Genomic DNA, 20,843 nt, shown 5'->3' with positions numbered 1-20,843 from the left:
AAAGGGCGGCTGTTTTTTTGTTTAATCACATCCACCACCGCCGCTGTCGCCTGAATCACTCCCACAGGAGGCATCAGAAGCGTGATGGGTATACGAATCAGTATAAGTGCTTGTCGTTGAGCTATGATGTGCAGAACGCTTAGCAGATGCACGTTTATCCTTTGGTGTGAACAAGCTGGCAACGATGGCTCCTAAAGAAGCTAATATGATAATGACAACAAACATAAAAGTACCCATAATGCATCCCTCCTCTAGTTTCATATTCATACGAATGAGCCATATCAAGGTTCCCGATTTGAAAGAAATACTGGGCAAAGAGTTCTATTTTCGTTTATGATGATAGGCAAAAGTAAATGCCAAGGGAGGAGAGCCCATGCTATCTCTACGTCAGGAGGAGCTTTTGAAACGATTGATGCAAGCGGAGCAGGAACTGACAAGTGAAGAAATTGCCCGTGTGATCGGAGTCACATCACGAACTATTCGAACAGATATGAAAGCGCTTAAAAAGATCTTAGAAGAACATGGTGCCGCACTGCATATTAAACGCGGAGCAGGGTATACATTGAGCGTTGAAGATTATGGAGCATTTCGTACATTTTTGAAAAAGTCACTGAGAGAAAGGAATGAGAAAAAGGAACCGTTCATTCCCAATCAGCCTGAGGACCGTGTGGCTTATCTATTGAAAAGGCTGCTTCTGTCAGAAGACTATATCAAATTAGAGGGGTTGGCAGAGGAATTATTTGTGAGTGAATCTACAGTGAAAAATGATTTGAAAGCTGTCAGGCACTTGTTTTCATTGCATGGACTTTCTATATCGCACCGGCCTAAATATGGACTGCGTCTGACAGGCGATGAAATGAAATTAAGATATTGTATGGCAGAGCATGTGTTTCAGCAGGAGCACGCGAACGCTGCACTGTTACCTGAAGAAACATATCAATTGATTCAGGACATCGTGCGTTCACGTACAAAAGCCACCGGACTTCATCTATCAGAAATCGGTTTAAGTAATTTAGTAACCCACATTGCTATCGCATGCAAACGAATTGAAGAAAAAAAGCTGGTCAAGATGCCAGAAGCGGAATTGAGAGAAATTCAAGTGCAGCCAGTTTTCCAGGTAGCTCAACAAATGGCTGAAGATATTCGCCGCGTATTATCGATTGATTTTCCGCTATCAGAAATGGCGTACATCGCGATTCACTTAATGGGGGCAAAGATGATGGCATATGGAGAGGCTGGCCATACGCTATTTCATCTGCTGGACGAAGATCATTTTCGTTTCACTCACCAATTGCTTGCTTATGTAGAGGAGCACATGTCACTTGATATTCAGTTTGATAAGGAGCTGATCGTTGGTTTAAGTCTTCATTTGCGTTCAGCCATTCATCGTTTTAGATACGATATGAACATCCGAAATCCTTATTTACCAGACATTAAAAGGTATTATCCCATTGCGTTTGAGGCGGGTGTTTATATGGGGAGATGGCTGAAGGAAAAAGAGGGTGTTGAGATTCCTGAGGATGAAATCGGATATTTGGCACTTCATATTGGGGCTGCAATCGAGCGGACAAAATCACAGCATGTGAGAAAGACATGTCTTATTGTGTGTGCGACGGGTGTCGCCAGCAGCCAGCTTCTTCTTCATAAACTCACGGCAGCTTTTAGCGGAAGGCTGGAGATCGCTGGAACTGCAAGTGTCGGGGAACTTCCTTCGTATGATTTAAGAAGCATTGATTTTATTATTAGTACCATTCCGCTTCAGAATACATTGCCGGTGCCAGTCATTGATGTACATACGATTCTAAGTGACGATGATATTGTACGGCTGAAACGATTTGTGATGAATTCACAGGATACAGGAGTTTTGCGGTATGTGAGTCCGGCGCTGACATTTTTTCAGCAAGATCTCCAATCAAGAGAAGAGGTTCTTCAATTTTTTGTGAACGTGCTAAAGGAGCAGCATCGAATCCCAGACGAGTTTGAACAATTATTGCTAGAAAGAGAGCAGGTGTCACCCACATCTTTCGGTCATTTGGTTGCGATTCCTCATCCAATTAAGCCGGCAACAGATGACACATTTTGTGCGATCTGTACGTTGAAAAAGCCGGTGCTGTGGGGTGAAGATCGAGTACAAGTCGTATGCTTGTTAAGCATCCAGAAGACGTATCAAAAAGAATTACAGTCGCTTTATCAATTTCTTGTGCGGCTGACAGAACGGAAGGAAGTGGTGGAACAACTCATCAAAGCCGCTTCATTTGAAGAACTGACAGCTGCGCTTCAAGTATTGGAGCATCCAAATGAAAAAACGCGGCACCCATTTCCGCATCTGTGAGGAAAAAGATTAGATGTTAATGAAAGCGCTTTTAAAATAACATCAAAAAGGAGGATGATCACGAGTTTTTGCAAAGGGGGAGACGGATCATGAGCTTCAAGGAGAAAGCGGCAGATGTCATGGGGCATGTGGCTTATCGCATCACCAACCAGAAATATATTATGGCGATTAAACAGGCATTTGTCACACTGATGCCGATCATCATTACAGGAGCTTTTGCTGTACTGGTGGCGAATATGATCATGAGCCCGGAAACAGGGCTTGCTCATTTTGAGATATTCAGGTTTTTAGCAGAGCTTCAGCCTATTATGAAGGCAATCAATTATGCCACACTGAACTTTTTAACCATTGGGGCTGTGTTCCTCATTGGGATTGAGCTTGGGAAAATCAACGGTCACAAGTCTCTGTTCCCAGGATTGATGGCATTGATTTCATTTATATCTGTTATTCCAACGACACTTCTTCTTGAGGTCGATGGATCGATGCGTGAGGTTGTTGACGTGTTGGCAAGACAATTTTCTGATCCAAAAAGCTTATTTTTAGGGATGATCATTGCGATCGTATCTGTGGAGATTTTTTGTAAGCTGACCGAGGTGAAATGGCTGCAAATCAAGATGCCGGATTCGGTTCCGTCGAATGTGGCAACGTCTTTTTCGTCACTTTTCCCATCGATCATTACAATTACAATCATTAGCTCAATTGGCTTTGCATTTCACCGGTTGACAGGCATTTATCTGCATGAAGCAGTGTATAACGTGGTGCAGCGTCCGTTAGAAAGTGTTGTACAGGGGCTGCCTGGGATTTTAACGTTGATGTTTGTGGCGCAATTTTTCTGGGTGATCGGCATTCATGGCAACCAGATGATTAAGCCGATCCGGGAGCCGCTCTTATTAGGATCGATTGCAGTGAATATGACAGCATTTCAAGAGGGAAAAGAGATCCCGAATATCATCACGATGCCGTTTTGGGATGTGTATATGAGCATCGGTGGTTCAGGTGTGACCATTGGTCTTTTGATTGCGATTTTTATTGCTGGGAGAAGGGAAGAGATGCGAAGCATTGCCAAGCTCTCATCTGGACCCGGACTGTTCAACATCAATGAACCCGTTATTTTTGGATTACCTGTGATGCTAAACCCTGTGATGGCGATCCCATTTATCGTCACGCCCCTTGTGACAGGTACGATTGGGTATATTGCGACGGCTACAGGATTCGCTGGAAAAGCGGTCGTGATGGTGCCATGGACGACACCACCGCTTGTGAATGCATGGCTGTCCACCGCTGGCAGTATGGGCGCTGTCATCACACAGCTTATCTGCATTGGAGTTGCTGTTTTCATCTATTTACCGTTTGTTCTCTTGTCTAATCGCAAGCCAGAAGCAGCACCAGATTCAGAATAAACATTCAGACGAAGAAAAGGGAGGCGGCGACATGAACAGAATTGAGATTCCAAGTGATTTTATCCTAGGTGCTGCGGCTTCTGCTTGGCAGACCGAGGGATGGAAGGGAAAGCGGGCGCATCAGGACTCGTACATCGACTTATGGTATAAGGAAGGATATCACGTGTGGCACGAAGGCTATGGTCCTGCTGGTGCGACAAGCTTTTACGAGCGCTACCCTGAAGATGTAGCCTTAATGAAAGAGATTGGGCTGACACATTACAGGACATCGATCAATTGGTCGAGGTTTCTCATAGATTACGAGAATGGGATAGTGGATGAGGCCTATGCTCGTTACATTGATGATCTGATCAATGAATTAATCGCAGCAGGTGTAGAGCCGATGTTTTGCTTAGAGCACTATGAATTTCCTGCTGTTTTGCTTGAGAAGTACGGCGGATGGTCATCAAAGCATGTTGTCGAGCTGTTTGTTCTCTATGCAGAAAAGGTGTTTGAACGCTACGGAGACCGAGTCAAGCATTGGTTTAGTTTTAATGAACCGATTGTTGTTCAGACACGTGTTTATCTAGATGCGATACGATATCCGTTTGAGCAAAATACGAAGAAATGGATGCAGTGGAACTATCATAAAGCTCTGGCAACAGCAAAAGTGGTGAAGCTGTTTCAGGAGATGGGTTTGAAGGAATCGGCAGGAGCCAAAATCGGCGTGATTCTCAATCCAGAAGTGACGTATGCAAGATCGTCTGCTCCCCATGACCAAGAAGCGGCACGTATGTATGACTTGTTTTTTAATCGAGTGTTCCTAGATCCTTCCATCAAAGGGGAGTATCCAGAGGAACTGATCGATGTGTTGAAAAAGCATGATATTCTTTTCGATTCCACAGAGGAAGAGCTTCAGATCATCAAGAATCATACGGTGGATGTTGTTGGGCTTAACTTGTACTATCCGCATCGTGTCAAGGCACCGAGTAAGGCTTGGAACGAAGGGACGCCTTTTCATCCATCCTATTATTACGATATGTTTGAGCTTCCAGGGAGAAAAATGAATCCTTTCAGAGGCTGGGAAATCTACCCGAAGATTGTCTATGATATGGGGATGAGAATAAAAGAAGAATACGGAAATATTGAGTGGTTTGTGGCCGAAAACGGCATGGGTGTAGAAAAAGAAGAACGGTTTAAAAAAGAAGACGGCATCATTGATGATCAATATCGCATTTCATTTATCAGCCAGCATTTGAAGCGGGCACTTCAAGCGAAAGCAGAAGGATCAAATTGCACAGGCTATATGCTTTGGGCATTTACAGACAATGTCTCACCGATGAATGCCTTTAAAAACCGCTACGGATTAGTCGAAATCCAGCTGGAGAATGAACGAAATCGTCAGCTGAAGGCATCTGCGTATTGGTACCAGACGTTAATCAAAACAAGGGAACTGCAGGTTGAAACAGAAGTCATTTATCAATAGGAGTGATGAGAAATGAAACGAATCATTCTCGCTTGTGCAGCAGGAATGTCAACGTCTATTGTGGTGTCCAAAATGAAGGCTGCCGCAGAAGCTAAAGGGCTGGATTACTATATTTATGCTATACCTGAAGGAGCCATTGCAGATGAACTAGAAGAGCATGGAGAGGATGTACAGGCGATTTTACTTGGACCGCAAGTAAGCTTTATGAAAAAAGCAGCTGAAAAAACGGCGGCACCCTATCAAATACCTGTCGATGTCGTCAATGTAAGATTATACGGAACAGCAAACGGAGAAAAAATTCTAGAGCATGCACTGAAACTAGCAAATGAATCTTGAATAATTGGAGGAGAAGCAGATGACGGTATTAGAGGAAATGCAGGGAGCAGCCTTTCAAATCATTGCCCATGCAGGCGAGGCAAGAAGTCATTATGTAGAAGCGATTCGTCTAGCAAGAGCGGATGATTTTGAAAAAGCGCAGCAGTTGATCGAAAAAGGGGAGGAAGCGTTTCGAAGCATCCACAACCTGCATCTGTCGCTGATTCAAAAAGAAGCGGCAGGTGAACAGCTTCCTTTTTCTTTACTGCTCATACACGCAGAAGATCAAATGCTCACAACAGAGACCATTCATCTGCTCGCCATCGAAATGATCGAAATGTGTAAAAAAATGAATACCCTGTCAAAATAGTTGTCAATGAATAACCAATTTCTGTTATAATCATTCGGTAGATAAAGAGAAAGCAGGATTGGTGAATGAAGAAAACATGTATGCTGATGACGATTGGTCTTATGCTGCTGCTCATTTCGGGCTGTATGGGAATGAAGGAGCAGGCGGGAGGAAGCCAGCAAGTCATCAAAGAGGAAAAGGGTCCATTACAAACAAAAGACATTCAGCAGAAAAAAGAAACGGCAGTGATAGAGACAAAAAACTGGATCAAGCAAAAGGAGCCGGTCGAGCTTCCGATTTTGATGTATCACAGTATCTCAAGCGGCAACTCGTTACGTGTGCCAAAAAGCGAATTTGCATCTCATATGAAATGGCTGAAGGACAATAACTATGTCACACTGTCGCCAAAAGAGGCATATCAAGTTCTCACGACCAATTCGATACCAAGTGAAAAGTATGTTCTCATCACATTTGATGACGGATATACGGATAACTATACAAAGGCATTTCCGATTTTAAAGCAGTATGAAATGAAAGCAACGATTTTCATGATTGAGCAATCCATTGGCCGTCCAAATCACTTAACGGATGAGCAAATGGACGAGATGATGGCACATGGGATATCGATTGAGAGTCATACGATTCATCATTTAGAGCTCAATCGATTATCAAAGCAGCAGCAGGAAGAGGAGTTAAAAGGATCAAAGACATTCTTCGATCAGCGATTTTCTCAGCGTACGAGAATGGTCAGTTATCCTGTCGGGCGCTATAATGAAGAGACGTTGAAGCTGGCGAAGGAAGCCGGATATCAAATGGCTGTCACCACTGAACCAGGACATGCGAAGAAGGAACAAGGCATGATGTCATTGCACCGCGTCCGTATTTCACCGGGGCTTTCACCTGAAAGCTTTGGCAGGCTGATAGAAGGGAAGTAAAGATCAATGTTTCACATGAAACATTTTTCGACAAGTTTCACCAAAATGACTTACCGCCCATACACCTTGACATGATATGTCTTGGTTTCAACTGTCATGACAAGAGACACTTAGATGGACAGAACTTTCATTATCAGGGGAGTTCTGTTTTTTAAATTGTCATTCAAACCCTACATCGTAAGAAACACCTCAATGAAAAACTCAAAGATCAAGCCCGCCAATGAAGTAACAAGTAAATTTTCTCAGCATCGCAAAAACTTAAGAAACACTACATAGAAAAACCAATTGAGAAAAGAAAGGGAGAAGGAATATGTCAAACTTTTTTGGAATAGACCATGTTCAACTAGCTGCCCCAAAAGGCAGTGAAGAGAAAGCTCGTTTGTTTTTTGGTGAAATTTTAGGGATGAAAGAAATACCTAAGCCTAGTAATCTAGCTAAACGTGGAGGTGTCTGGTTCCAATGCGGTCATCATCAGCTTCACATTGGCATTCAGGAACATTTTCAAGCTGCAAAGAAAGCTCATCCAGCTTTTCTTGTAAAGAGCCTATCGGAATTAAAAGAGGTATTATTGAAGCATCAGATTAGTATAAAAGAAGATGAGCCATTGGAGGGAGCCAATCGGTTTTATGTAGAAGATCCTTTTGGGAATCGAATTGAGTTTTTAGAGAGAAGAGACTAGAAGACAAAAAGAAGGCTGTCGAGGAAATCTCGACAGCCTGTTTGTTATTGATAAACGGGATAGCCCGTTATTTTAATATCTTTTCCGAGTGGTTCCACGGTGAGTTGATCCAGTTCAATGGCATCACTCATGAGGCGTATGCCTTCGCCTCCGAAAAAGGAAGGGGAAAGTCGTCCTCCAATGAGCTTAGGCGCCATATAGATGACGAGTTTATCTACAAGCTGCTGCTCTAAGAATGAGGCGTTAATCTGGCCGCCGCCTTCAATCATGAGAGAGGAGATATTTTTTTCTCCCAGCACTTGAAGCACTTCTTTCAGGGGCACCCGCGTGTCGCTGTCTGTCATGAAGACACGGACGCCAGCTTCTTCTAAAGCCGCTCGTTTTTCCTTATCGGCTTGCTTTGTTGTAAAGATCCATGTAGGTGCCATCTGATCCGTGACGATCTTTGCTGTCAGTGGTGTTGACAGCTTAGAGTCTAAGACAATTCGAATCGGATTATTCCCATTTGGAATCCGCGCAGTTAATGAAGGATCATCGTGAATGACGGTTTGAGCACCGACCAAAATCGCATCATTGATACTGCGGATATGGTGAGCGTCATAACGGGATGTCTCAGATGTAATCCACTTGCTGTCAGACGTGGCAGAGGCGATTTTTCCATCTAAGGTAATGCCTGCTTTGAGCGTCACAAAAGGTGTTTTTTTCGTAATAAAGTGATTAAATACTTCATTCATCAGAATGGATTCCTGTTCAAGTACGCCCGTGATGACTTGAATGCCTGCGTCTTGTAAAATGGCAATCCCGCGGCCAGCGACAAGCGGATTCGGATCAAGTGCTGCCACGACAACAGTTTCGACGCCGGCTTTTACAAGTGCTTCCGCGCAAGGGCCTGTGCGTCCATGGTGGGAACAAGGCTCGAGGGTCACATAAATAGTGGCTCCTTTTGCTTTGTCTCCGGCCATGTTGAGTGCATGAATTTCAGCATGTGGTTCACCGGCTTTCATATGAGCACCGACTCCAACAATTTCATTCTCTCGCACAATCACAGCCCCGACGAGCGGGTTCGGAGATGTCTGACCTTTCATTGCCCGTGCATTATCAAGGGCTAGCTTCATATATCGCTCATGATGTGGCAATCGTACGCACCTCTTGCTCCGCCTTCATGTGACCTGAGCGGTTGATTTTTGTCTGCAAGTATTTTTCGTTAAATTCAGAGACATCTCCCCAAAGCGGAATGCGTCCAGAAAGAGATAAGCCTGCATGGCTGATCGCATCTGTCTTTTTCGGATTATTGGTAATGAGTCTGACTGGCTTTGTACGAAGTGTTTGAAGAACGGCAATGGCTTCTTCGTATTGACGTGTGTCATCTTCAAAACCAAGTGCTTCGTTCGCTTCTACTGTATCGTAGCCGTTTTCTTGAAGAATATAAGCCATGGCTTTACTGAAAAGACCAATGCCGCGGCCTTCATGATTGGCTAAGTAAAACAGGGCTCCTGCCCCATTGTCCTCGATCATTCGCATAGACTGCTTCAATTGGAATCCGCAGTCGCAGCGCTTGCTTCCGAAAATATCGCCAGTGTGGCAAATGGAATGCATGCGGATAAGGGCTTCGTCAGCTTGCTCAAAATCCCCGTATACTAGAACGCTTGACTGCTGATGATCAGCAAGCTGGCGGGACGAGAGGCTTTCAATTAAAGCTTCATCTGTCAATGGCTCTTTTCCATCGTCTTTTAACCATGAATACCAGTTGAACATGATAGTTCTGCCGTCTAAATTCACTGGCAGTTTAATGGGTCCAGTAATATATATATACCCGTCTTCTTGCTGTACTCGTTTGATTTTATCTTTTAATATGGCTGTTTTAAGCTCTGTGTGTTTGTCCATATTCTGCACCTTCTTTTTAGTCTGTTTCTTCAATCTGTAAACGAACGAGAACGCCAAATGGATCAACAAATTCGCTGCTTTTTCCTGTCGTGTTGACTTGAGTGCCTGCTTTTGTCAGGCGTTCGATGACGGATTGTCTGTCTGCTTCTTCTGGGAAAACCAGTGTATAGCTTCTAATTCCTGAAAAACGTGGATCAATGGCTCCTTTTCGTCCGCGTCCCCATGCATTAAAGGCAAGGTGGTGGTGGTACACACCAGCAGCGATAAATAGGCTTGCTGGTGGAGCCATTCGGATATGAAAACCGAGCGTATGGACATAAAAGGAATCTGCTTCTTCTGGGTTGAGATGGAAATGCAAGTGTCCCATCACTGTACCCGCAGGGAGTCCTTCCCATGTGGTATCAGCGGCTTCCTGAAGGAGACCATCTCCATCAAGCGGTGCATTTCCGCCACCTTTCAGTTCTCCATGCTCACCTACCCAAATGTCCTCAGGACGGTCAGCATAAATTTCTACGCCAATGCCGTCAGGATCACTTAAATAAATGGCTTCACTGAAAAAGTGATCGCTTGCTCCAATTAAAGGATAGCCTTTTTTGATCACATGTGCCAGCCATGTGCCCAGGTTTTTTCTGGTAGGTAATAAAACCGCAAAGTGATAAAGTCCTGGCTCATGATCAGGCTTCTCTTTGAGCTGTGCATCTTCTTTTAACAAAAGAATTGGTTCCTTTGCATTGCTGCCAAGTGTCACCGTGGAATCTGTTTTTTCTAATATAGTAAATCCTAAAATGTCTGTATAAAAAGGTAAAGAACGATCAAAGCTGGACACATGTAATTCTGTCACACCCAACCTTAGCTGCTCAATTGTCTTCAAGCTCGGTCATCTCCTTCATGATATATGCATCGGCATGTTCAAATGTTTTTGAAAATCTATAAAAAATGAATACCTTGTTACTTTTAGTAACTAAACTATATAATAGTTAGTGACTTATTTCAAGTAATTAATTGTGTTATAATGAAAAAAAGAGAAAAAAGCAGGAGGGAGTAAGATATGGCTCAAGTAGATGGCTGCCCAATTACAGATGCCATGGAGATTCTAGGCAAGAAGTGGGTCATTCTCATCATCAATCAGCTTCTGACAGGGCCTAAGCGTTTTTGTCAGCTTGAAAATGAAATGAACATCAGCGGAAGATTACTATCAGAAAGGCTGAAGGATTTAGAAGCTGAGGGACTTGTTGAGAAAAAGGTATACCCCGACATTCCAGTGCGGATAGAATACGAATTAACAGTGCAAGGGAAGAAAATTGAACCGATTATTCGTGAAATGTATGCTTGGTCTTTAGATCGTAAAAACAGCAAAATAGAGGAACATGTTCCTTCTTAATCGATTTCGATCAGTGTGTCTGATCGAAATTTTTTTGTGTGATTTTCCAGAAAACTAAGACAATAGTATGAAAAATGATGTTGACAATCATTTCATGCATTATATAATATCAAGGAGAAGAGGGTTCTTTTCCCTGTAATGGAATGGAGGTTATGCCATGGTATTATGAATGGGACAGATTGCCTAAAACTCTTATCCATCCATCATTTAGAAACAGCCATCTTTGACTTTTTGGAAGCAAAGATTTATTTTTTCAACTCAATTGATAATGATTATCATAATCATCTATAAGTGTGTTCCAGCACTTATGAAGGTTATTTTTTTTATTGTCTATTGAGAATAATTATCAATATCATTTAGGAGGGCTCACATGAAAGTCATTCGTTCAACGTCACCCGTATTATTATTCCTTAGTTTTGTTCTATTATTTGCTCTAGCTCCTGTTAGCTCAGCCTCAGCAGCTGGCTTAGCAGATGGTCAATATTCAGCGCAATATGTGGTATGGAAAGCTGATAGCGATTCGAATTCAACAGCGAATACGTATTTCGAAAAACCAGCCAAGCTTGTCGTAAAGGATGGAAAAATCAAAGCGCAAGTCACGTTAACGAATAGCTCTTGGATCACAAGCTTTAAAACGCTCGATCAAGGTGTCTATAAAGATGCGAAGGTGATTAGTACAAATACAGCTGCGAATAAGAGAACAGTAGAATTCAATGTGAACAGCCTGACTGAGGCCGTACCAGCAAAAGTGAGTGTGACTGTACCGGCTATCGGATATACAGGCAATTACGACATTCGCCTCAAGTTTGATGCGGCATCTGTTCAATAGAAAGGGAGGAAATTCGCTTGATGAAAAAAAGAATGAGGCTGTCAGTCTTCATGGCGGTTTTTTTACTGGCACTTATGCTGCCTTTTTCAAACGCACAGGCTGCCGCATTAAAGGATGGTACATACTCCGTCAATTATACAGTGCTAAAAGCTGAAGGAAATGCGGTCTCAATGGCAAATGATTACTGGCTAAAACCAGCAAAAGTGATAGCGAAAAATGGGAACCTGACAGTGCAAATGACGATTAAAAATAGCAGCTGGGTAACGGAATTTAAAGTACCGGGAAATGGCGGCTATGTCGATACAACCGTTCTCTCAACAAATAAAAAAGCCAATACAAGGCTCGTTCAGTTCCAAGCTCAAAGCTTGTCTAAACCAATCAAGTCAAAAATTCATGTCACTGTGAAATCTGCTGATTATGATCATGATTACACCATTCAGCTGAAATTTGATGAGAGCAGCATCAAGTCACTTTCGTCTAACAATGCAAATCAATCAGCAGGTGCAGCAGAAAGTCAGCAGCCATCAAAAGAATCAACGAACAAAGCTGATTCATCCACAACGAAACAAGAAGAAAATCCTCAAACTGGTGATACAAGCCAGACAGGGTGGCTCCTTGTGCTTGTCTTATGTTCAGGCGGGTTTTTAGCAAGAAAGTGGATCATCAAGCATTAACGGAAGGAAGTGTCACCATTTGAAACGTCTTTTTCATCTAAAGGCAGCCAATCTGCTCGTTTTATTCAGTTTGTTGACTGCGTTTCAGATTCCTCAAGGAACAGCTCAAGCGGCATCATTCGTTGATGGTGAATACACAGTTGGATTCACCGTTTTAAAAAATGGCAGCACAGAAGCGTCCATGATGGATACCTATACAGAAAAGCCAGCTAAGCTGATTGTGGAAAATGGCAAGAAAACAGCCTATGTCACACTGAAGCAAAGCAAAGAAATAACAGATTTCAAGGTCGAACAAAATGGTGCTCTCGTTACCACTGAAACGGTCAGTGAGGACGAGACAGCCAATACACGTGTGATCAAATTTGATGTCGACGACTTATCAGCGAAATTAAACGGCTGGGTGAAAATTTACTGGGATTTAGGCGGCTTTATTTATGACGAAGCATATGACGTACAGCTTGCATTCGATCAAAGCAGCCTCACACTCGTTACGCCTGCAAAACCAGATGATAACGAAACAAAACCAGATGACCAAAACGGTACAAAGCCAGACGATAACGAAACAAAACCGGATGACCAAAACGGTGCAAAGCCAGACGATAACGAAACAAAACCGGATGACCAAAATGGTACAAAGCCAGACGATCAACCAACAACACCGGGCAATAATAATGGCACAAAACCAGATGATTCCGCGCAAAATCAATTAAAAGATGGCGTATATCGTATCAATTACAGTGTGCTAAAAGGGGATACGGATGAGTCATCTCGAATGAGTGATTACTTCTCACATCCTGCATCCTTAACTGTCAAAAATGGAAAGCAAACCATTTCCTTTACGGTGAAGGACCATAAGTCTGTCGCTTCTTTGAAAACAGAGAAAGACGGTTCTTATCAAGAAGCCAAAACAGTCAGCAAGGATGAAGCAAAGAACACAAGAGTGGTTTCATTTGATGTAGGTGATTTGAAAAACGAGATCAAAGGAAAAGTACACATTGTAGTAGCAGCCGCTAACTATGACCAAACCTACGATATTCGTTTTCAATTTGATTCAAAGAGTATCGCTCCAGTGAAGGACGGGCAGGTGGTAGAGGAAGAAACACCAGCTGCACCAGAAACACCAAAACCAAACACACCAACAACAGAAACAAATAACGGCGGAGCAAATCAAGAGACGGCTCAGCTAAAAGATGGTGTATACAAGCTTCCTTTCTCAATGAAGAAGGCAGACAAGGATGAGCTTTCTCGCATGAACGATTACGTTGTGAGTCCTGCGACACTGGTTGTAAAAAATGGCCGCCATTTCGTTTCATATACAGTGAAGAACAGCTCAGCGATCACGTCATTCCAAGTAGGAACAGGCGGAAAGTTTGAGGAGACACTTGTCGCGAAGACAGATCAAAAAGCAGATACACGCGTCATTCAATATGAAGCAAAAAGTTTAAGTGGAGCTCAGGCAGCACGCGTAAAGATTGATATTCCAGCTGCGAATTATCATGAGCAGTACGATGTCAAACTCGTCTATGACACAAAAGGTATCGCTCTCGGTGAGGGAAGCGGAATTTCAACGGTCATTGGAGACGATGAGAGTATCGGCTTTATCAAAAATCCAAATGATCACGATTCTCAAACGAATCAACTTGAGAATGCAGTACCTGAGGAAACGGGTGCGGAGCAGATGACATTTACGCCATCAGATGATCAAACCAAATCTGAGTCTGGACAGCTGAATCCGAAAACGGGAGATACCTCTCTTCTTTGGGTGTATATTCTTTTATTCGGCGGTTCGTTATTGGTACTCGTCAGAAAATATCAAACACGGACAAGATAGACTGTTTATTTTATGTGAGATGCGCCATTTATGCTGGCGCATCCACTCTCTTTTTTCGAAAGGAGGCTTCTATTTTTGAAGCATCGAATGTTATGTACCTTGATCGCTGCCTTCAGTGTGTGCATGATCTTATCGGGCTGCTCACAGTCAGCTGAAAGCTCAGCAAAAGGCAAAAAAAGCGCTGAATCAAGTGAGCGCATTGTAGCAACGACTGTAGCTGCTGCGGAGATCATGGATGCTTTAGAGGTGGATCTTGTCGGGGTGCCAACAAGTCAAAAATCCTTGCCAGCTCGTTACAAAGGACTGCCGGAAGTCGGTAACCCAATGAGCCCGGACATGGAAATCATCCAATCACTTCAACCGACAGATGTCCTCTCTGTCACAACCCTTCAATATGATTTAGAGACACCCTTTCAGCAAGCAGGTGTCCCTGCCACATACCTAAATCTCGAGAGCATGGCTGACATGGAGAAGGCCATCACGAAGCTTGGAGATCAGTATGACAGAAAGAAGCAGGCTGAACGCATTGTGTCAGAGTTTGAGCAAAAAAAGAAAGACATTCAAGAGAGGACGAAAGGAAAACGCAAGCCGTCCGTTCTGATTTTGCTTGGTGTGCCAGGCAGTTATTTGGTGGCGACAGAGAATTCATATATTGGTGATCTTGTGCGTATCGCAGGAGGAAAGAATATTGTCAAAGGCGAGAAAATGGAGTATTTGGCATCCAATACGGAATATTTACAAAAAGCCAATCCAGATATCATTCTCCGGGCCGCACATGGGATGCCAGACGAAGTCGTCCAAATGTTTGATGAAGAATTCAAAACAAATGACATCTGGAAACATTTCAATGCGGTCAAACAAGACCGGGTGTATGACCTCGAAGAAAGCTTATTCGGGACAACAGGCAATTTAAAGGCAGCAGAAGCATTAGATGAATTGACTCGTATGTTGTATCCGTCATAAGCGGCGAATCTTAATGATAAAAGGACGTTCAAGATGAAAAAAACAGGGATTTTATTTCTGATAGTCAGTCTCTTACTGGTCTGCGTATTTATTTATTCAGCCATTACTGGGAGCATTCATGTCACCCCATTTGAATTATTAGAAGGGCTCATCACCGGTCAACATGCACAGGTAGAAATCATTAAAGATTTGAGAATTCCCCGCATGCTTATCGCGATGTTTACAGGGGCCGCCTTATCTGTCTCCGGTGTACTGCTGCAGTCGGTCATGAGGAATCCGTTAGCTGATGCCGGCGTCATTGGCATTTCATCAGGAGCCAGCTTCTTTTCATTAATGGCGATTACAGCGCTTCCTCAATTTTATTTCTACTCTCCTTTATTTTCGGTTTTAGGCGGGGCTATTGCGTGTTTCCTCGTGTACGTTCTGTCTTGGAAGGGTGGTTTAAGCCCGATCCGCATGATCTTGGTTGGGATCGCCATCAATGCCATGTTTACTGGGATGGCTGAAGCATTTGTGACCATTTGCAGCTATTTCAATATCACAATTAATCAGTCAGGGCAGTCGAATCTCACGATGAAAACGTGGGGAGATGTCCGTTTAATCGGTGTCTATGGTGTCGCCGGCCTTGTCGTTGCACTCTTCTTCAGCAGATGGTGCAACCTCCTGGCTCTTCAGGACAAGACAGCGAAAAATTTAGGATTGCGTGTGACCAGAATGCGCCTTTTGATTTCCATCACAGCCGTTTTACTTGCGGCGGTGACAGCTGCAGTAGCGGGCGTGATAGCCTTTGTCGGCTTGCTCATTCCGCACATTTCAAGAAGGCTTGTCGGCTCGGATCACCGGGTACTGATTCCATTTTCTGCGTTAAGCGGGGCTTTGCTTATTTTAACGGCTGATACGCTCGGCAGGACGCTTGTGGCGCCAAATGAGATTCCTGCTTCTACGATCATGGCCGTGATAGGCGGGCCGTTTCTGATCTTTTTATTAAGAAGGGGGGACCGTCTCCATGGACATTCGTGAGGTGTCATTCTCATATGATCAGCAGAAGGACATTGTTCAATCGGTCACAACACAGATTGAAAAGGGGAAAATCACAACCATTATCGGTCCAAATGGCTCGGGAAAATCCACACTGCTTTCCTTAATGGCGAATAATCATTGTCCAAATAAAGGGCAAATTCACTTAGACGGGCAAACGCTGAATACGTTCAAGCCAAAGGAGCTGGCAAAAAAGCTCGCTGTCGTCCATCAGCAAAATGAAGCGCCGCTTGATTTAACGATCGAACGGGTCGTGGCATTCGGCAGAACGCCGTACCAGACGATGCGCGGAGGAGACAAGGAAGAGGATGAGAGAGCCATAGAGTGGGCGCTGTCCAGTACAAAGCTAACGGACAAACGAAAGGTGCCGCTCGCCTCTCTGTCAGGTGGAGAGCGGCAGCGTGTATGGATTGCGATGGCGCTTGCGCAAAAAACACCAATCCTTTTCTTAGATGAACCGACAACTTATTTGGATATTTACTATCAATTTGACATTCTTGAGCTGATCCGTGAACTGAATGCCGTGCATGGATTAACGATTGTCATGGTGCTGCACGACATGAATCAGGCTGTCCGCTATAGCGATATCATCATAGCGATGAAGGATGGACAGGTTATCAGTGAAGGACAGCCAAACGATGTGTTAACAGAGGAAAACGTGCGTCACATTTATGATGTGTCCGTCACGATTAGACAGGATGCAGAAACAGGGATGTATATTGTGCCTGTTGGTATATAAGCTGTGCAAAAAGCAGGTGAGACAGTGTGAAACGAGGAAAACGGCTCTGGCAGCGGATGCTGACGATTGTTTGTTTAGGAGTGTTTATTTATAGCGGTACAGCCATCGGCTTCGAACTTTTCGGTTATTATCAAAATCGCCAGGTGCTTGCAAAGGCCCAAACGATGTATGGACATCAAGAAGAAATGACTGAAAAACGGGAGCCGGGAAAGATCCGTTCGTCATTTGATGAGCTGCGGAAGGTGAATGAGGATATTGTCGGCTGGATCAATATGAAGGACACGATGATTCAGTATCCGATTGTTCAATCTCGTGATAATGCATTCTACTTAACTCGCAATTATTTAAAAAAAGACACCCGGGCAGGCAGTATCTTTATGGATTATCGTAATGATGTCCTGCATGAAAGCCCAAATACAGTCGTGTACGGCCATCGGATGAGGGATGGATCCATGTTCGCTGGACTCACAAACTATCTAAAAAAAGATTTCTTCCAAGAGCACCGGACATTTCAGTACGATACGCTGTATCAAAGCTATGAAGCGGAGATTTTTGCTGTGTATGAAACGACGGTTGACTTCGACTATATTCAAACCGATTTTCAAGATCTTGGCGAATATGCGCACTACTTGCAAGCTGTGCGGAAGAAATCAATCTATCAAACGAAGACAGACGTGTCCACAGATGACCTCATCCTCACCTTATCGACCTGTGATCATGTGCTTGCACCTAAAAACGGGCGTCTCGTGGTACAGGCAAAGCTAAAGAAAGTTTACTAGAAAAGGAGAGACAGGCGGTTGAAATTTTCACATGTGATCTTGGCGGGACTCGTCTTGATGCTTCTCCTCGGCGGATGCAGTCAGGCAGCACCTGTAGAGAAAGGGAGCGGGCAAGGAGCACTGAAGATAAAGGATTTTACCGGAAGAACGCTGTCGTTTGATGAATCCCCTCAGCGTATCGTCGCTTTGTCGTCTGGGGACATGAGTATTGTGTATGCTTTAGGCGGTGAGGTGGTCGGCCGGCCAACTGCCGAGTTACCAGACAGCTTACAAAAGGCAAAGTCCGTACAAACGATTGGCACAACGCATCAATTTGATGTAGAGCTGATCACAAGCTTAAAGCCTGATGTTGTGCTTGGAAATGAACAATTAAACAGCAAGGACATCTCTACAATAGAAGGAATTGGTTCACAGCTTCTTTTGACAAGCGCCAATTCAGTGAAGGACATCCAGCGTCAAATGACGTTATTTGGGGAGTTACTTGGGAAACAGCAACAGGCTAAAGCACTCAATGATCAAATTGAAGAGCGGAAAAAGCAGGTCAAGCAGCCTGAGAAAAAAGTGAAAACACTCGTTGTGTACGGGGCACCCGGCACATATATGGCGGCGCTTCCTCAATCCTTAAGCGGAGATTTACTGCATATCGCAGGGGGTGCAAACATCGCTGAGAATGAACCGGCACTCGAAAAATTCCCACAATACGCCCAAATCAATGCAGAAAAGGTGATCGAAGCCGATCCTGATCTCATTCTGCTCATGACACACAGCAATCCTGAAGATGTGAAAGCAGGTTTTATGAGTGAAATGAAACAGAATGCAGCATGGCACGATGTATCTGCTGTCAAGAATGGCCGAGTGGAGGTTCTGCCTAGTGATCTATTCGGGACGAATCCAGGCGCAGACGTCATAAAGGCGATAGATGAACTAGAGAAGAGATTGAAGCGATTGTCATCATGAAGATGAATGCAGAGTTAGATTTTCAAAAAAGACAGTCGAGACGAAGATGGCTGATACCGGGACTGCTTCTTTCGCTAGGTGTGGGCATTTGTTTAGGGCTTGCCTTAGGTTCTGTTCAATTATCGCTGCCAGATTTGATCGCTGCTTTGACGGGATCAGGCCAGCCAGTCCATGAAAAAATCGTCATGGATTTACGTCTGCCTCGCGTTCTCATAGGTTTCATCGTCGGGGCCTGTCTCGCAGCATCAGGGGCCATTTTACAAGGAGTCGTCCGAAATCCACTCGCTGACCCCGGGATCATCGGTGTGACCGCCGGCGGCGGGTTAGCTGCTGTACTCAGCATGATTGTGTTTCCGCAATTCACTTATCTGCTTCCAGCGGCTGCCTTCCTAGGGGCTTTATTAGCGGCACTTGTTGTGTATATGTTGTCGTTTGATCAAGGAGTTTCACCACTGAAATTGATTCTGGCGGGTGTGGCAGTTAATGCCCTGCTTGGTGCGGTCATGAATGGATTTATGGTGCTTTATAGTGAGCGTGTGCAGGCTGTTCTGCCTTTTTTATCAGGAGGATTAAATGGACGGAGCTGGCATCACCTGAGCTTTGTGTCACCTTATGCGATTGCTGGATTGTGTCTTTGTTTTTTTGCGATCAAGCCGGCAAATCTTCTTTTGCTTGGTGATGAGTCAGCACAGCTGCTCGGCCTTAGAGTCGAGCGAACCCGATTTTTCTTAATTGCACTGGCGGCGCTTTTGGCGGGTGCAGCTGTAAGCGTGAGCGGTTTAATTGGATTTGTCGGTCTTGTCGTCCCTCATTTTATCCGCCTTTTAATTGGAGATGACTACCGGTACCTGCTGCCGATCTCAATGCTTGGCGGCGGCGTACTTGTGGTCTTTGCTGATACAGCAGCACGGGTATGGTTTACACCGGTTGAACTGCCTGTTGGTATCCTGCTTGCCTGTATCGGTGCACCTTTCTTCCTCTATTTATTAAAAAAGAAAGGGAGGGGTTAAGTTGGATGTGATTGCGATGGATGACGTGAGTCTCAGTCAAGGAGGCTTTCGGCTGTCGTCTATATCAGCAGCTGTGCCTAAAGGAAGTGTAACAGGCATTATTGGACCGAATGGGTCAGGGAAGTCGACGTTTATTAAAGCAGCCGCACGTCTTACGTCGATTGAAAGCGGCATGATTTATATTCACGATATCCCGCAAAAAGAAATGACAGCACAGGAGATTGCACAGGAAATCGCCGTTCTGATGCAGACGAGAACGGCGATCCCATCGATGACAGTACGTGAGCTGGTCGCACTTGGACGCAGTCCGCATCGTTCGATCTGGAAAAAGAGCTCGAAGACAGATCAGGAAGCGGTAGAGTGGGCGCTTGATGTGACAAATAGCCGCGTGAATGAAAACAGGATGCTGCATACATTGTCAGGCGGAGAAAGGCAAAAGGCGTATATTGCAATGGCACTGGCTCAGAAGACAGAAACGATTATTCTGGATGAGCCTACCACTTACTTAGATATTGCGCACCAACTTGATTTATTAGAGCTGCTCAAACAGCTGAATGAAACACATGGAATCACCATTTTAATGGTACTTCATGACCTGCAGCAGGCAGCAAAATATTGTGACCGCCTGATTGCGATGAAGCGTGGTCAGGTTTACCAAATAGGGACACCAAAGGAAGTATTAACAGAAAACTTTTTCAAAGAGGTCTTTGGGATTCAGGCAGAGGTTCACCTAGATGGAGAGCATCCGCTCATTATCCCAATCGCTTCGATCCAACAACAAAAGGGAGATGAACCAAACATGATCATTGTAAACAACCAGGTTAGAGTAGAAAAAGGCAGTGCAGACCACCTTGTTAAGCGTTTTAACAAGCAGGGACAAGTAGAATTCATGGAAGGATTTTTAGGCATGGAAGTCTGGGTCACGCAGCAGACAACTGATTACGATGAGGTGACCATTCATACCCGCTGGAATCGAAAAGAAGACTTTGTGAACTGGACAAAATCTCAGGCATTTGGAGATGCACACGCTCACGGAAAAGCGAAACCTGAAGGCCTATTAAAAAACAAAATTACGTACTATGAAGTCCAAGTGACAAGACCTGCTTTACAGAAAAAAGCCTAAAAAGAAACACAGCGCTGCGGCCCACATGCAGCGCTGTTTTTTTGCGATTTTTTATTTTCCGTCACATATTTTTGACAAAGTATTCAAACAACTGACACAATACCATCCAATTTTTAGGTAAAATTTACTTTATTTTTGAAGCGTATGGGTGTAAAGTACA

General features: G+C 44.1%; 22 protein-coding genes. 18 read left to right on the top strand and 4 right to left on the bottom strand.

What is annotated here, in order from left to right; all coding sequences use genetic code 11:
- Nucleotides 1–21: 21 nt before the first annotated feature.
- A complete protein-coding gene (locus NST65_RS18040; RefSeq protein ID WP_254001492.1) occupies nucleotides 22–237 on the bottom strand; it encodes a hypothetical protein in 216 nt (71 codons plus the stop codon).
- A gap of 136 nt (nucleotides 238–373) precedes the next feature.
- On the opposite strand from NST65_RS18040, the gene NST65_RS18035 reads away from it, so the two are divergent.
- The 7 genes from NST65_RS18035 to NST65_RS18005 all read left to right on the top strand — a co-directional run bounded on the left by NST65_RS18035 (nucleotide 374) and on the right by NST65_RS18005 (nucleotide 7,475).
- Complete coding sequence (locus NST65_RS18035) at nucleotides 374–2,332, top strand: BglG family transcription antiterminator (RefSeq protein WP_342489199.1); 1,959 nt, start codon at nucleotides 374–376, stop codon at nucleotides 2,330–2,332.
- An 89-nt stretch (nucleotides 2,333–2,421) separates the two neighbouring features.
- On the top strand, nucleotides 2,422–3,732 hold the full coding sequence (locus tag NST65_RS18030) for a PTS transporter subunit EIIC (RefSeq protein WP_342489198.1): 1,311 nt from the start codon (nucleotides 2,422–2,424) through the stop codon (nucleotides 3,730–3,732).
- A gap of 31 nt (nucleotides 3,733–3,763) precedes the next feature.
- Nucleotides 3,764–5,197, top strand: coding sequence for a glycoside hydrolase family 1 protein (locus NST65_RS18025; RefSeq protein ID WP_342489197.1), 1,434 nt, complete (start codon nucleotides 3,764–3,766; stop codon nucleotides 5,195–5,197).
- Between the two features lie 12 nt (nucleotides 5,198–5,209).
- Nucleotides 5,210–5,533: a PTS sugar transporter subunit IIB gene (locus tag NST65_RS18020; protein WP_024423899.1), complete on the top strand. Its 324-nt coding sequence runs from the start codon at nucleotides 5,210–5,212 to the stop codon at nucleotides 5,531–5,533.
- A gap of 19 nt (nucleotides 5,534–5,552) precedes the next feature.
- A complete protein-coding gene (locus NST65_RS18015) occupies nucleotides 5,553–5,882 on the top strand; it encodes a PTS lactose/cellobiose transporter subunit IIA (RefSeq protein WP_024423898.1) in 330 nt (109 codons plus the stop codon).
- Nucleotides 5,883–5,947: 65 nt separating this feature from the next.
- Nucleotides 5,948–6,796 carry a polysaccharide deacetylase family protein gene (locus NST65_RS18010; RefSeq protein ID WP_342489196.1) on the top strand — a complete coding sequence of 283 codons (849 nt, stop codon included), beginning with the start codon at nucleotides 5,948–5,950 and terminating at the stop codon, nucleotides 6,794–6,796.
- A gap of 310 nt (nucleotides 6,797–7,106) precedes the next feature.
- Nucleotides 7,107–7,475 carry a VOC family protein gene (locus tag NST65_RS18005; RefSeq protein WP_024423896.1) on the top strand — a complete coding sequence of 123 codons (369 nt, stop codon included), beginning with the start codon at nucleotides 7,107–7,109 and terminating at the stop codon, nucleotides 7,473–7,475.
- A gap of 44 nt (nucleotides 7,476–7,519) precedes the next feature.
- Here the strand turns inward: NST65_RS18005 and ribD are convergent, their stop codons facing one another.
- From ribD to NST65_RS17990, 3 genes are read right to left on the bottom strand one after another with little or no spacing between them, the layout of a single operon-like run.
- Entirely contained in the window at nucleotides 7,520–8,611 is a 1,092-nt protein-coding gene (gene ribD, locus NST65_RS18000) for a bifunctional diaminohydroxyphosphoribosylaminopyrimidine deaminase/5-amino-6-(5-phosphoribosylamino)uracil reductase RibD (RefSeq protein ID WP_120207966.1), read from the bottom strand.
- The gene (locus tag NST65_RS17995) at nucleotides 8,598–9,359 is read right to left on the bottom strand and encodes a GTP cyclohydrolase II (RefSeq protein ID WP_342489195.1); all 762 of its coding nucleotides are present in this window, start codon (nucleotides 9,357–9,359) and stop codon (nucleotides 8,598–8,600) included. Before NST65_RS17995 ends, ribD begins: the two co-directional genes overlap by 14 nt.
- 16 nt (nucleotides 9,360–9,375) lie before the next feature.
- Nucleotides 9,376–10,230: a VOC family protein gene (locus tag NST65_RS17990; protein WP_065214953.1), complete on the bottom strand. Its 855-nt coding sequence runs from the start codon at nucleotides 10,228–10,230 to the stop codon at nucleotides 9,376–9,378.
- Between the two features lie 177 nt (nucleotides 10,231–10,407).
- Here NST65_RS17990 and NST65_RS17985 point away from each other — a divergent pair, with 177 nt between their 5' ends.
- The 11 genes from NST65_RS17985 (at nucleotide 10,408) to isdG (ending at nucleotide 20,683) form a co-directional block, all read left to right on the top strand.
- Nucleotides 10,408–10,740: a helix-turn-helix domain-containing protein gene (locus NST65_RS17985; protein ID WP_024427514.1), complete on the top strand. Its 333-nt coding sequence runs from the start codon at nucleotides 10,408–10,410 to the stop codon at nucleotides 10,738–10,740.
- Nucleotides 10,741–11,110: 370 nt separating this feature from the next.
- Entirely contained in the window at nucleotides 11,111–11,569 is a 459-nt protein-coding gene (locus NST65_RS17980; RefSeq protein WP_254001486.1) for an NEAT domain-containing protein, read from the top strand.
- Between the two features lie 20 nt (nucleotides 11,570–11,589).
- Nucleotides 11,590–12,243, top strand: coding sequence for a heme uptake protein IsdC (isdC, locus tag NST65_RS17975; RefSeq protein ID WP_034281463.1), 654 nt, complete (start codon nucleotides 11,590–11,592; stop codon nucleotides 12,241–12,243).
- 19 nt (nucleotides 12,244–12,262) lie between these two features.
- The gene (locus tag NST65_RS17970; protein ID WP_034281349.1) at nucleotides 12,263–14,074 is read left to right on the top strand and encodes an NEAT domain-containing protein; all 1,812 of its coding nucleotides are present in this window, start codon (nucleotides 12,263–12,265) and stop codon (nucleotides 14,072–14,074) included.
- A 75-nt stretch (nucleotides 14,075–14,149) separates the two neighbouring features.
- Nucleotides 14,150–15,037, top strand: a complete 888-nt coding sequence (gene isdE, locus NST65_RS17965; RefSeq protein ID WP_034281348.1) for a heme ABC transporter substrate-binding protein IsdE — start codon at nucleotides 14,150–14,152, stop codon at nucleotides 15,035–15,037.
- A gap of 33 nt (nucleotides 15,038–15,070) precedes the next feature.
- Entirely contained in the window at nucleotides 15,071–16,057 is a 987-nt protein-coding gene (locus NST65_RS17960) for an iron ABC transporter permease (protein ID WP_041118234.1), read from the top strand.
- The gene (locus tag NST65_RS17955) at nucleotides 16,044–16,814 is read left to right on the top strand and encodes an ABC transporter ATP-binding protein (RefSeq protein ID WP_120207958.1); all 771 of its coding nucleotides are present in this window, start codon (nucleotides 16,044–16,046) and stop codon (nucleotides 16,812–16,814) included. The genes NST65_RS17960 and NST65_RS17955 overlap by 14 nt, the downstream gene beginning before the upstream one ends.
- Nucleotides 16,815–16,840: 26 nt before the next feature.
- Nucleotides 16,841–17,593: a class B sortase gene (srtB, locus tag NST65_RS17950; protein ID WP_065214946.1), complete on the top strand. Its 753-nt coding sequence runs from the start codon at nucleotides 16,841–16,843 to the stop codon at nucleotides 17,591–17,593.
- Between the two features lie 18 nt (nucleotides 17,594–17,611).
- Complete coding sequence (locus NST65_RS17945; protein WP_065214945.1) at nucleotides 17,612–18,550, top strand: ABC transporter substrate-binding protein; 939 nt, start codon at nucleotides 17,612–17,614, stop codon at nucleotides 18,548–18,550.
- On the top strand, nucleotides 18,547–19,560 hold the full coding sequence (locus NST65_RS17940; RefSeq protein WP_061110257.1) for an iron ABC transporter permease: 1,014 nt from the start codon (nucleotides 18,547–18,549) through the stop codon (nucleotides 19,558–19,560). The genes NST65_RS17945 and NST65_RS17940 overlap by 4 nt, the downstream gene beginning before the upstream one ends.
- Before the next feature lies 1 nt (nucleotide 19,561).
- Nucleotides 19,562–20,683 carry a heme oxygenase gene (gene isdG / locus NST65_RS17935; RefSeq protein WP_034281342.1) on the top strand — a complete coding sequence of 374 codons (1,122 nt, stop codon included), beginning with the start codon at nucleotides 19,562–19,564 and terminating at the stop codon, nucleotides 20,681–20,683.
- The last annotated feature ends 160 nt before the right edge of the window (nucleotides 20,684–20,843 follow it).

Origin of the sequence: Bacillus sp. FSL P4-0248 (assembly GCF_038593305.1) — a bacterium.
Classification (GTDB): domain Bacteria; phylum Bacillota; class Bacilli; order Bacillales; family Bacillaceae; genus Bacillus; species Bacillus safensis.
The sequence above is the reverse complement of the archived record's forward strand: the minus strand, read 5'-3'. Positions and strand labels throughout refer to the sequence as shown.

Excerpts from the sequence above, each read along its gene's own strand:
- NST65_RS17940 (WP_061110257.1), top strand. The coding sequence starts at position 18,547 with ATGAAGATGAATGCAGAGTTAGATTTTCAAAAAAGACAGTCGAGACGA.
- NST65_RS18015 (WP_024423898.1), top strand. The coding sequence starts at position 5,553 with ATGACGGTATTAGAGGAAATGCAGGGAGCAGCCTTTCAAATCATTGCC.
- NST65_RS17955 (WP_120207958.1), top strand. The coding sequence starts at position 16,044 with ATGGACATTCGTGAGGTGTCATTCTCATATGATCAGCAGAAGGACATT.
- NST65_RS18035 (WP_342489199.1), top strand. The coding sequence starts at position 374 with ATGCTATCTCTACGTCAGGAGGAGCTTTTGAAACGATTGATGCAAGCG.
- NST65_RS17960 (WP_041118234.1), top strand. The coding sequence starts at position 15,071 with ATGAAAAAAACAGGGATTTTATTTCTGATAGTCAGTCTCTTACTGGTC.
- NST65_RS17980 (WP_254001486.1), top strand. The coding sequence starts at position 11,111 with ATGAAAGTCATTCGTTCAACGTCACCCGTATTATTATTCCTTAGTTTT.
- NST65_RS17985 (WP_024427514.1), top strand. The coding sequence starts at position 10,408 with ATGGCTCAAGTAGATGGCTGCCCAATTACAGATGCCATGGAGATTCTA.
- NST65_RS17995 (WP_342489195.1), bottom strand. The coding sequence starts at position 9,359 with ATGGACAAACACACAGAGCTTAAAACAGCCATATTAAAAGATAAAATC.
- isdC (WP_034281463.1), top strand. The coding sequence starts at position 11,590 with ATGAAAAAAAGAATGAGGCTGTCAGTCTTCATGGCGGTTTTTTTACTG.
- NST65_RS18005 (WP_024423896.1), top strand. The coding sequence starts at position 7,107 with ATGTCAAACTTTTTTGGAATAGACCATGTTCAACTAGCTGCCCCAAAA.
- NST65_RS18040 (WP_254001492.1), bottom strand. The coding sequence starts at position 237 with ATGGGTACTTTTATGTTTGTTGTCATTATCATATTAGCTTCTTTAGGA.
- NST65_RS18010 (WP_342489196.1), top strand. The coding sequence starts at position 5,948 with ATGAAGAAAACATGTATGCTGATGACGATTGGTCTTATGCTGCTGCTC.
- NST65_RS18025 (WP_342489197.1), top strand. The coding sequence starts at position 3,764 with ATGAACAGAATTGAGATTCCAAGTGATTTTATCCTAGGTGCTGCGGCT.
- NST65_RS18020 (WP_024423899.1), top strand. The coding sequence starts at position 5,210 with ATGAAACGAATCATTCTCGCTTGTGCAGCAGGAATGTCAACGTCTATT.
- NST65_RS18030 (WP_342489198.1), top strand. The coding sequence starts at position 2,422 with ATGAGCTTCAAGGAGAAAGCGGCAGATGTCATGGGGCATGTGGCTTAT.